Origin of the sequence: Liquorilactobacillus mali KCTC 3596 = DSM 20444 (genome assembly GCF_000260415.1) — a bacterium.
In the GTDB taxonomy this organism is placed as follows: Bacteria; Bacillota; Bacilli; order Lactobacillales; family Lactobacillaceae; genus Liquorilactobacillus; species Liquorilactobacillus mali.
Genome location: NZ_BACP01000008.1, coordinates 1 through 11,442 on the forward strand (window position 1 = coordinate 1; position 11,442 = coordinate 11,442).

At 35.1% G+C, this 11,442-nt stretch carries 10 protein-coding genes; 9 read left to right on the top strand and 1 reads right to left on the bottom strand.

Features of this window, described 5'->3' with window-relative positions; genetic code table 11:
- Positions 1-376 precede the first annotated feature (376 nt).
- The 8 genes from GSM_RS01565 (at position 377) to GSM_RS01600 (ending at position 9,004) form a co-directional block, all read left to right on the top strand.
- Positions 377-952 carry a beta/alpha barrel domain-containing protein gene (locus GSM_RS01565; protein WP_003687378.1) on the top strand — a complete coding sequence of 192 codons (576 nt, stop codon included), beginning with the start codon at positions 377-379 and terminating at the stop codon, positions 950-952.
- A 187-nt stretch (positions 953-1,139) separates the two neighbouring features.
- The gene (locus GSM_RS01570; RefSeq protein WP_003687380.1) at positions 1,140-2,108 is read left to right on the top strand and encodes a LysR family transcriptional regulator; all 969 of its coding nucleotides are present in this window, start codon (positions 1,140-1,142) and stop codon (positions 2,106-2,108) included.
- Between the two features lie 43 nt (positions 2,109-2,151).
- The gene (locus GSM_RS01575; RefSeq protein ID WP_003687382.1) at positions 2,152-3,072 is read left to right on the top strand and encodes a manganese-dependent inorganic pyrophosphatase; all 921 of its coding nucleotides are present in this window, start codon (positions 2,152-2,154) and stop codon (positions 3,070-3,072) included.
- Between the two features lie 109 nt (positions 3,073-3,181).
- On the top strand, positions 3,182-4,048 hold the full coding sequence (locus GSM_RS01580; RefSeq protein ID WP_003687384.1) for an AraC family transcriptional regulator: 867 nt from the start codon (positions 3,182-3,184) through the stop codon (positions 4,046-4,048).
- 81 nt (positions 4,049-4,129) lie between these two features.
- Complete coding sequence (locus tag GSM_RS01585) at positions 4,130-5,020, top strand: alpha/beta hydrolase (RefSeq protein WP_003687385.1); 891 nt, start codon at positions 4,130-4,132, stop codon at positions 5,018-5,020.
- 22 nt (positions 5,021-5,042) lie between these two features.
- Positions 5,043-6,236 (top strand): MFS transporter, encoded by a 1,194-nt coding sequence (locus tag GSM_RS01590; protein WP_003687387.1) that lies wholly within the window; start codon positions 5,043-5,045, stop codon positions 6,234-6,236.
- 267 nt (positions 6,237-6,503) lie between these two features.
- Positions 6,504-7,412: an ROK family protein gene (locus tag GSM_RS01595; RefSeq protein ID WP_003687388.1), complete on the top strand. Its 909-nt coding sequence runs from the start codon at positions 6,504-6,506 to the stop codon at positions 7,410-7,412.
- 140 nt (positions 7,413-7,552) lie between these two features.
- On the top strand, positions 7,553-9,004 hold the full coding sequence (locus tag GSM_RS01600) for a glycoside hydrolase family 1 protein (RefSeq protein WP_003687389.1): 1,452 nt from the start codon (positions 7,553-7,555) through the stop codon (positions 9,002-9,004).
- Between the two features lie 155 nt (positions 9,005-9,159).
- Here GSM_RS01600 and GSM_RS01605 read toward each other — a convergent pair whose 3' ends face one another.
- Positions 9,160-10,005 (bottom strand): AraC family transcriptional regulator, encoded by an 846-nt coding sequence (locus tag GSM_RS01605; protein WP_003687391.1) that lies wholly within the window; start codon positions 10,003-10,005, stop codon positions 9,160-9,162.
- A 148-nt stretch (positions 10,006-10,153) separates the two neighbouring features.
- On the opposite strand from GSM_RS01605, the gene GSM_RS01610 reads away from it, so the two are divergent.
- Positions 10,154-11,419: a PTS sugar transporter subunit IIC gene (locus GSM_RS01610; RefSeq protein ID WP_003687393.1), complete on the top strand. Its 1,266-nt coding sequence runs from the start codon at positions 10,154-10,156 to the stop codon at positions 11,417-11,419.
- Positions 11,420-11,442: the final 23 nt, after the last annotated feature.

Here is an 11,442-nt window from a genome sequence, read left to right on the forward strand (position 1 = left end):
TTTTTTGGCTGTGCATGTTTATAAACATGCTTTGGAGTTTAAGTTTATTGTTAGATTTTAATCTAGTAATCAAATTTATTAATATGTCATAAAGCAAATATATTTTTTTCAATTCAGATATAAAATATTGAATACAGAATTGTACTATATTTATTTCATATTTATTTTACTATTTTTCTCACGAAATTTTTAGTTGCCAAAAGTTATGAATGTGTTATTTTAATTATTGCTGATATTTTACAAGTAAATATTTTGCAATTATTATCGATGTGGGGTGAGTCCGATAAATTCATTCAAATACAATGTTTCAACGAATTTGAGAAAACAAATAGTGCCAGTTCCTTCTAGTATCGGAGAAGCAAGTGGGATCTCATTTATGGGAAGAAAAGTCAAATCTATAATTTTCACGACAGATATAGCAATCGTCAGGAATACAAATGCGGATGCAATCTGGGCAGTATATCCATTCACGCCAGATCCTGCGATCATGCAGGCTATACATGTCGCCTCCGATAAACCTGTTTTCTCGGGAGTAGGCGGTGGATTAACAAGTGGCAAACGTTCAGCAGACATGAGCCTTTTTGCTGAGAGTTGGGGAAGTCTAGGTGTGATAGTGAATGCTCCCACATCTGTAGATACAATTAAACTGATAAATGATGTCGTTGATATTCCTATTATTATGACCGTGATTTCGGCGGATATTGATTTTGCTGAGAAATTTGAAGCTGGGATCGATGTCATTAATGTAAGTGGTGGTCGGAATACTGCTAAAATAGTTAAGGAAATTAGGATGAAGTATCCAGAAGTCCCCTTGATTGCAACAGGTGGTCATTCGGATGAATCTATTTGTTCGGCAATTGCTGCTGGAGCAAATGCAATCATTTATACACCGCCGACAACAAGCAGTTTGTTTTCTCGAAAAATGAAGGAATATCGTGAGTTTGGATTCTGATCACTCAAGTATAAATAATCACGATGAAAATAATTCTCCATAAAAATATTTAATTTAAATTTGGTTTTTTATTGTAAGTGGTCTTGATTTTGTTATATTATTAACTTGTGAATTAAATATGAAATGTACAGATTAGCAATGTACGGCGAATAATATTTAATGATTAGTAATGGAGGAGAATCGATGTATGAAGACAAAACAAGAGAATATTTTTTCTTCGAAAACGCTTAGTTACTTCTTGCAATTGGCCGAAACAATGAGTTATACGCAAGCAGCGCAGATCCTAGGAATTACACAACCAGCATTGACGCAGCAAATAAAGAAGCTGGAGAGAACAGTTGGAGCACCATTATTCTATTCTGTTGGTAAAAAGCTGCACTTATCGGATGCGGGGTATACAATGTTAGATGCAACTCATCAAATTTACGAAACATTGAACCGTGCAACAGATGAGATTCAGCAATCAACTAGTGCTGTTCAAGGAGATATCAGTGTTGGGATTCTAGCTTCGGTAGAAGATCATGTCTTTACTCAATTCGCGATTGAATACTACAAGCAGCATAGTGATGTCAAGATCATTTATCATATGCTGACTCGCAAAGAAATTTGGGAACTTCTCGAAAGCAATAGTATTGATTTGGCTGTAATGTATTTACCAGATGACAGTATCAAGAACTGGAAACCATATGAATCTAAGAAAATCATTGAGGAAAACTTGATTTTCTTACATAGTGAAGATGAGTTTTCGAAGAAACGTCGTATTAAATTACGTGATACCTTGAATCGTGATTGGGTAACTTATCCTCCTAAATATTATTTGAATAGTACATTGCTTGAAACTTACAAGAATTCTTTAGTTGATAAGCCACATAGTGTTGCTCATTTTGCCACTCCGGAACAGCTTTTTGATTTTGCGCAGGCAACAGGTGTCAATACTGCTTTACCGACATCATTTGTGATTTCACATCAAAATGAAAATGAGAAGAAACTCAGTGAGGCACATTTTGACCCAGAAATCACTTTTGATTTGTCTTTTGTTTTTCGTAAGGATAAAGATCAAATTCCACGAATCGCAAGTTTCTTGGCAAGTTTCGATGACTTCCTAAGTGAAAAAAATTATATTTCGCGCTTGACAGAAATAAGCAATCAAGGTTAAATCAAATTAGAGAACTAAATAAGTAAGAATGGAGATTTTTTCGATGAAAGAACTTGTTTTTGGTCACAAAAATCCAGATACAGATGCGATCGTTGCTGCTAAAGCTTTTGCATATTTGCAAAATCAGCTTGGCGCTGATGCAGAAGCTGTTGCATTGGGTACACCTAATGAGGAAACAAAGTTTGTTCTAGAACATTTTGCTGAGAAGGCACCACGCGTGGTGACAGAAGTGAGCAAAGAAGTTGATGCTGTAATGCTTGTAGATCACAACGAGGCTCAACAAAGTGTTGATGATATTAAAGATGTTACAGTCACACATGTTGTTGACCATCATCGTATTGCTAATTTTGAAACAGCTGCTCCACTGTATTACTATGCTGAACCTGTTGGTTGTACAAGTACAATCATTTTGAAGCTGTTCAAGCAAAATAATGTGGAAGTACCTGCTAAACTGGCTGGTTTGATGTTGTCTGCAATTATTTCTGATACTCTATTATTCAAGTCACCTACAACTACGCCTGCTGATGAAGAAGCAGTTAAGGAATTAGCTAAGATTGCTGATGTTGACTATGAGACATATGGTCTAGAAATGCTCAAGGCAGGAACGAACCTTGGCAGCAAATCGGAAAAAGAATTAATTGATTCAGATGCAAAGTCATTCAAGCTTGGTGGCAAGACTGTTAGAATCAATCAAGTAAACACTGTTGATCTCGCTGAAGTTTTTGCACGTGAGGCTAAGTTGCGTAGTGCAATTGAAGAAGAAAGTGCTGAAAAGGGATATGACCTGTTCCTGTTGATGGTTACAAACATTCTTGATAGCAATACACGCCTACTAGTTGTCGGCGAACCAAAAGATGTTGTTGAGAAGGCTTTTGATGTTAAATTGACAGATGACAAGGTTGATCTTCCAGGCGTTGTTTCACGTAAGAAACAAGTTGTACCTCCACTGGAAAAGGCATTTTAGTTAAACATTAAATTTAAATAAAGCAAGCACAAAGGTAATTGTAAAGATTATTTTTGTGTTTTTTTTATGTTACTATATAAGAAAATTGATTGTGGAGGGGTCTTATTAGATGGCAGATTCTTCATTTATTCATGAGATTATTAAACCAACCAATCCATTATCTGTCTGGATGTATTTGCATGATAAAAAAAACGTGACTTATGTTGCTCCACATTGGCATCAAGCCATTGAGTTATCGTATACCGTTTTTGGAACAATAGACGATTTCGTCATAAACCAAACACATTTTAAAACAAATTGCGGTAAAGTATTGGTTATTAATTCGCAAGAGGTACACAGTGTTTATGCAAGAAACAGCAGAAGTCAAGCAATTTCAATTATTTTTCCTTATCCGTTAGTTAGTAGATTATATCCGCGAATTGAGGATCAGTTCATTGATATCAATAATACAGAAAAGTTTGACGCAATCAAAAAAGAAGCATATATCAAATTACAAACAAATTTATTCAAATTGTACCAAATAATGAAAAGCGATGATGATTACAAAAATTTAAAATTGGAAGCAACCAGTATTGAAATTTTACAGTTGCTTATTGAATACTTCACTGAATCAAAGAGTGAGTACAATAAAATATACGGAACAAAGGAATTTGTTGTGAACAGAATTCAAATGATCACAAAATTTGTTAATGAAAATTACTATCGAAAAATAAGTCTGGATGATATTGCTACTGAGGTAAATGTCTCAAAAGAATACTTAACAAAGTTTTTCAAGAAGTATATGGATTTGACAGTAGGACAATATATTACAAATGTTAGAGCCCAAAAAGCTTATTACGATATTCTTGGAAAGGCTGGGAACTTAACACAGGTTGCGACCAAGAATGGATTTTCCACAACTAGGGCCATGAACAAAGCATTTCTAGGGATATATGGTAAAAACGCGAGCATGATTTATAAAGAGGATAATAATTGACAAGTCTTAAGATCATATAGAGCTTTTTTAAAAAAAGTTCGTAGTTTAAAATGAAAGCGTAAACAAAAAGGAGGGAACGCTATGCCAAAACAAAGTGTATTAGACGAAATAAGGCAGATCCGGGTAGATTGGAAAAAAGGGGATGATGAGCGGGATTCTGGATTACCTAGAGAAGTTGCTGGGGTAAAAAGGATAAATGATATTGCTTATGGACCTGATCCAAAGTGGAATTTGTTAGATATCTATATACCACAAAATGTTGATGGAAGAATACCAGTTATCATTAGTATTCATGGTGGTGGTTGGTGCTATGGTACAAAAGAAACCTATCAGTTCTATGGACTTGGAATGGCACAAAGAGGTTTTGCCTTTGTAAATCCTAATTATCGCTTAGCTCCTGATGTCGTTTTCCCAGAAGAATTGGATGATGTAAACCGCTATATTCATTGGATTGATGAACATGCAGATGAATATGGACTAGATAGAAATAATGTTTTCTTGGTAGGAGATAGCGCTGGCGGCCAAATGGCTGAACAATACGTTGCAATTATAAAAAATGAAGATTATCGAAAAAAATTTGGATATAAGTTGACTGATTTAAAATTCAGAGCAGTTGCCTTGAACAGTGCTGCCACTTTTGTATTGAATCCAGGAGTGATAAGTGGAGCACCAGAAGCGTACTTTACAGACAAAGTAGTTAAAGAAAAGTTGGATATGCTAGATACAGAAAAATACATTTCTTCTTCTTTTTTACCAACGTACATTTCGACGGCAAATGAGGATTTTCTCAAGGAGTTATCGATCAAATTTGATAGTTTCTTGACAGACCTTGGGGTAGAACATGTTTTTAAGGAGTATGGTGATAAGAATAATCCACAGTCACATGTATTTTTGATCAATCAAAAAGATGAAATCGCAAATCAAGCCAATGATGACGAAGCTGATTTTTTCAAGAAATTTATTGTTGAGTAGCTAATGAATAGGAGGTAACCACATGGGTAATATCAAAGACAAGTTGAGTTTCAAGGCCTCACTGTTATCTATTTCTTTGTTCTTAATGATGGCACCACAAATTTCATCAGCTTTACCATTGATGTATCATGCTTTTCCAGGAGTTAGTTCGGCAGGAGTTGATACTTTAGCAACCATTCCCAACTTTGGGATAGTGATTGGTCTGCTGATTAGCCCTTTTATAGTGCGATTTATGAATGCCAAGCCAACAATCATAACTGGGTTGGTGATTACACTGATTGCAGGAACATTCCCGATGTATTCAGCAGGGTACACAGCAATTTTAATTTCAAGGTTATTATTAGGTTTCGGAATCGGTCTCTTTAATTCACTGGCAGTTAGTCTTATTCCAGAATTTTATAAGAATAATGAGGAAGAATTGGCAGCAATGATCGGTTATCAAAATGTAATGGGAAGTGTTGGTGCAGCACTTGCATCATTCCTACTCAGTTATTTAGTTACTATCAGTTGGCATGCGGCCTTTGCAATTTACTTTTTAGTAGTACCGGCATTGATATTGTTCACTTTATTCGTACCACTTTCAAAAAATAAGGATAATACGGCTAAGTCAAAGAAAAATGTTGCAGAGAAACAAAGCATAAATGGAAAAGTAATCCTGATTTCAATATTAATGTTTTTGATCTTTATGTTTTACATGCCAATATCTTTTGCTTTACCAAGCTTCATTGTTAATGAAAAGATTGGAACATCTAGCACAGCGGCCGTGATTGCAGGGGTGTCGACATTGGTTGGGATTCCTATTGGTGCGAGTTTTGGTTTCTTCTTTAAAAAACTACATGATAAGGTTTTTCCATTAGGTTTTGCACTTGTTGCACTTGGTTTTGCATTAGTAGCAATGTCTCAAAGTCTAGTCCTACTAGTTATAGCTGTACTCATATTAGGTTTTGGTTTTGGCATAGGAGTACCATATATGTACAATTGGTTAGACTGGGCAGCACCACAAAACTCAATCAATTTAGGTACAACAATCGTATTGGTTTTGGTAAATATTGGTTGTTTCATATCTCCAACGGTTATTAGTGGTATTGAAAGTTTGTTTGGAATGGATTCAGCAAGAGATATCATGATTTTAAGTTCAGGTGCCTTTGTACTGATCTTTATCTTCGCGTTGACTCATTACATTAAGGTTCATAATCAGCAAGTGAAGACCAATTAAGTCCTTTTGTTTTTTCGAATTGAGCAGCTATATTGATCTAATTTGTGAAAATCTAAAATGTGACTAGGATGAATAGATTAATTCGAAGTTACAAGGAGGTGCGCCAAGTTCGTTGGCTTATTACACTTCCTTATTTATCTGTAAAACATCTGATTGCTAAACAGCTCAGGATTCCATTTTAACGGTAGTAGTTTTTCTAAGATTCATTGGATTTAAATTGTGATAAAAAGTAAGAAATAATAATATTTGAGAAAGAGAGGGAATTTTATGCGTAACTATCTTAGCATTGATATTGGTGGAACCGCGATAAAATACGGATTACTTGATCATTCTGGGAATATTAGTGAGAAAGATACAGTGGATACTCCACAAAATCTGGAAGAGTTCAAACAAACCATTAAAAATATTATTTCCAGATATAAAGGCAGAGTATATGGAATTGCATTTAGTGTTCCTGGTAAAGTCGATTCAAAGCAGGGAATTGTATATTTTGGAGGCGCATTACCTTTTTTAAATGAGTTTAACTTTGAAAAATTCGTCCGCGAAGAGTTTGGCGCAATACCAGTTGGTGTGGAGAATGATGGTAAATCTGCAGCACTTGCAGAAATGTGGTTAGGAAATCTCAGAGATGTAGACAATGGGGCGGCAATAATATTAGGTACGGGTGTTGGTGGAGGAATAATTATTAACGGAGACCTTCTACCAGGTAGCCATTTCCAGGCTGGTGAACTTAGTTTTATGATAGGCAACTTTAATAATGTAGATTATAAAGAGTTTGTAGGTACGAGTTTGTCAGCTGTCAAGATGATAGAAAAAATTGCATTGAAAGAAAAATTGGAAAATAAGAAAGACGGGCGAGCAGCATTTGCGTTGATAAATAAAGAAAATGCTGAGGCTATTGAGATTTTCAGAGAATACTGTAAAAAAATTGCATTATTGATCATAAACGTTCAAACAGTTGTTGATGTGACAGATTTTGTAATTGGCGGTGGAATAAGTGGTCAACCGGTACTCATAAAAACTATTAACGAAGAGTATGACAAAGTACTAAATAAATTGACTTTACTAAAGGACACTTTAACTAGACCACGAATAAAAAAAGCAAAGTTTGAAAATAGTGCCAATCTTTATGGCGCACTATATGGATTATTACAGAAGATTGATAATAATTCATAGTATTTAACAAAAAATATGGTAAATGATAAGTAAAGTAGCATGATGCAATAGTAGTAAATGGAAGTAGCTCTACTTGTTACCATCCATTTCAGAAAGTTGATACTGATTTAGAAATATGGAAATATGAAGGAGAAAAATTAATGTTTGATATTAAGAAAAAGTTTCCAGATGGCTTCCTTTGGGGAGGCGCTACAGCTGCCAACCAACTTGAAGGAGCTTGGGACAAAGGTGGTAAGGGACCATCAATTGCTGATACATTGCCAGGTGGAAAAGAGCGTTTTGCGATTGCAAACAGTCAGAAATTTAACTGGAAATTAGATAGCAAGGAATACACGTACCCTAATCATAGAGGAATAGATCATTATTATCGATTTAAGGAAGACATTAAGTTGTTCGCAGAAATGGGATTTAAGTGCTATCGCTTCTCAATTGCCTGGTCGAGGATCTTTCCCCAAGGTGATGAAGAGATTCCCAACGAAGCAGGATTGAGATTCTACGATCGACTGATTGATGAATGCCTGAAATATGATATTGAACCTGTAATCACTATCTCTCATTATGAACTGCCACTGAATCTTGCGAAGAGCTACGGTGGATGGAAGAATCGTGATTTAATCAAGTTCTACGAGCGGTTTGCTCACGTAGTTTTGGAACGTTATCATTCTAAAGTACGCTATTGGATGACATTTAATGAAATCAATTCAGCATTTCACTTCCCAGTAATGAGCCAAGGGCTTGTTCCTAGTAGTGGAGCAAATGATTTCACAAATATTGTTCAATCTTGGCATAATCAATTCGTAGCAAGTGCGTTGGCAGTGAAGATAGGGCATGAACTTGATGAACATCTGCAGATAGGATGTATGATTTTATATGCAACAAGCTATGCATATGATGCTAATCCAATAAACCAATATGCTAATTTGAAACAGATGCAAGACTTCAACTTCTTTTGTGCAGATGTCCAAGTAAGAGGTAAGTATCCACAAACAACAGCACGAATGCTGAAAGAACATGATGTTGATCCAACCGCATTGGAGATTACAGATAAGGACCTAGAATTGATTGCGCAAAATACCGTTGATTACATTGGATTCAGCTACTATATGTCTAGGGTAACTGATGTAACTAGTGAGCATGGTGAAGGCGTTTCTGGTAACCTGATAGGTGGGGTAGCTAATCCATTCTTGAAGAGTAGTGATTGGGGCTGGCAGATTGATCCGAAAGGGCTACAGATTGCACTTAACGAATTATATGATCGCTATCAAAAACCGCTGTTCATCGTTGAGAATGGTCTAGGTGCTAAGGATATTGTCGAAAAAGATGGTGCGATCCATGATGACTATCGAATTGGTTATCTGAAACAACATATTGAGGCAATGCGAGGAGCAATTGCCGATGGAGTCGATTTGATGGGATATACGCCATGGGGCTGTATTGATTTGGTCAGTGCATCAACTGGTGAGATGAGCAAGCGTTATGGTTTCATTTATGTAGATTTAGATGATGAAGGAAAAGGAACACTTGATAGGTCGCGCAAAGATTCGTTTTATTGGTACAAAAAAGTTATTGAAAGCAATGGTGAAGAATTGTAAAAGATGTAGCGAAAGTGAATAGTAGTCATTGCTAGACAAAAAATCTGATTTATGGAACACGTTTATCCGGAATAAATAGAAGAGCTAGGTTGAAAGTTAACTTTTGACCCAGCCCTTTTTTATCGCTTTTTATTATTGGAAACCAGTAAAATCAACTATATGTTGTTAATGATAGTCTGTCTATAATTTGTAGGGGACACATTGTATAAGGCATGGAATGCATTATATAAATTTCGATAATCGCTAAAGCCACATTTTTCAGCAATTTCTGACATTGTCATTTTTGAATTTGACATTAAATTAATTGACTGATTTACTCTAACTGAGTTCAAAAAAGACTTGAAGGTAATTCCTAGACTATTCCTAATTAGTTTTGAGCAATAAGTATCTGAGTATGAAAAATGGAGGGCAACATCATGCAGAGTTATTTTTTCTGAGTAGTGTTGATTGATGAACTGAATAAACAAGTTAATGAATTTCAAATCTTCATTTGAGTTACTATTTTCGGGCACTTGCTTATAATTGTTAAATAAGAAGTTTATTGTATTTAATAATAAAGAAAAAATTTGGATGTTTTTTGAAATATAATTATCTTTTGAATTCTCTATTTTTGTGAGTAATTGTAATTTGGATTGCAGTTCTGCAGAGTTTGATGATCGATCTTTTACAGTATTTAGATTAAACAGAAATTTCTCTGAATATTCGCCAAAGGTTAGCGATTTTAAGAATTTTAGGGGAAGCTGAATACATAAGATCCAATTACGTTCGGTACTTTTAGTCTCATGGACAACATTAGGATTTATGACAATTACATCATTTTTTGAGAGGATATACTCTTTATTTATGAATTTAACATTAAGAGAACCTTCAAGACAAAAGAGTAACTCAGTACTTTGGTGCCAATGAAATGGAAAGCTCCTTGTCAGATCAAATGCATGGAAGTCAAATAATTTAAAAGGATAGTCATTTTGTGTAAGGATTAGTTCATGGGTAATTTGCATTATTATCACCTCTCAGAAATTTGATACAAGTTAAGAATAACAAAATTATTGGAAATGACAAATAATTATATACTTTCCATTAACAAGTTTCATTGCTGAATTATTGTAAGCGCTATATTATGTAAATGAAAAGAAAGGAATGATAAGAATGAAGGACAAAATTACAAAGTTTTTTAATAAAGTTTCACCTGGATTGAATAAACTCGGAAATAATATTTATTTACAGACGATCATGGGAGCAATGATGACGCTTCTTGGTCCAATAATTCTGGGATCATTTGCAGTTTTGGGAGCAGTTTATGCTGCAAAATATAATTTGACAGCTATTGCTAATTTATTAGGGGTTGTCAATACTTTAACAATTGGTTCCATGGCCCTTTATTTGGCATTCTTAATGGCTAAATTTTTAGCCAACAGTATGTTGAACGATGATGATGGGACTGCAGCAGGAATTATATCATTAATGAGTTTCTTGATTATGACACCGCTTGGAAAAATAGTGTCAAAATCCGGATCCGTTGAAGCTATTCCAACAACTTGGTTATCATCTCAGGGTGTTTTCTCAGCTATTATTATTGGATTGTTAGTTGGTCGCGGATATGTATATATTAAAAGACATGGGTGGACAATAAAAATGCCAGAAGGTGTTCCACCAATGGTTTCTCAAGCATTCGCAAGCCTTATTCCTTCAATTGTGATTGGAGTAATAGCAGCAATTATTTCATTCATATTTACATTGACAAGTTGGAATAGTTTCCATCAGATGATTTTTAATCTTATTCAAACACCACTCAGCAATATTGGTGGATCTGTCTGGGCTATGATAGCTGTGACGTTGTTAATGCAAATATTATGGTTTTTTGGAATACATGGGACAAATGTCATCTTACCGCTAGTTACTCCCATTTGGTTATCGCTTGATATGCAGAATCTTGCCGCTTTTAAAGCGGGAAAAGAAGTTCCAAACATGTTTGGACTTGCATTCTTCAATGTTGTTACTTGGGGTGGAACAGCATTAGGGCTTGTATTGCTGATGTTATTTGTTTCTAAGAGTAAAAGATATAAAGAAATGGGACGATTAGCAATAATTCCCTCACTTTTTGGAATAACTGAACCTGTCATCTTTGGAACACCTCTAGTTTTGAATTTTGATTTTCTGGTTCCTTTTGTAACTAATAATACGATTGCCATAATTATAGCGATGATTAGTACAAAACTAGGTATAGTAGCTCCTTTTTCGGGGGCACAGGCTGTATTCGGATTACCGCTGGGGCTGCATGCTCTTGTTGGTGGACATATTTCAATTGTTTTCTTACAGCTATTTATTCAATTGGTACTATCGCCATTACTATGGTTCCCTTGGTTCAAGAGAGCAGATAGAAAGGCATTTATTGAAGAAAACCAAACAAAATAATACTAATTAAATGTAACTATGTA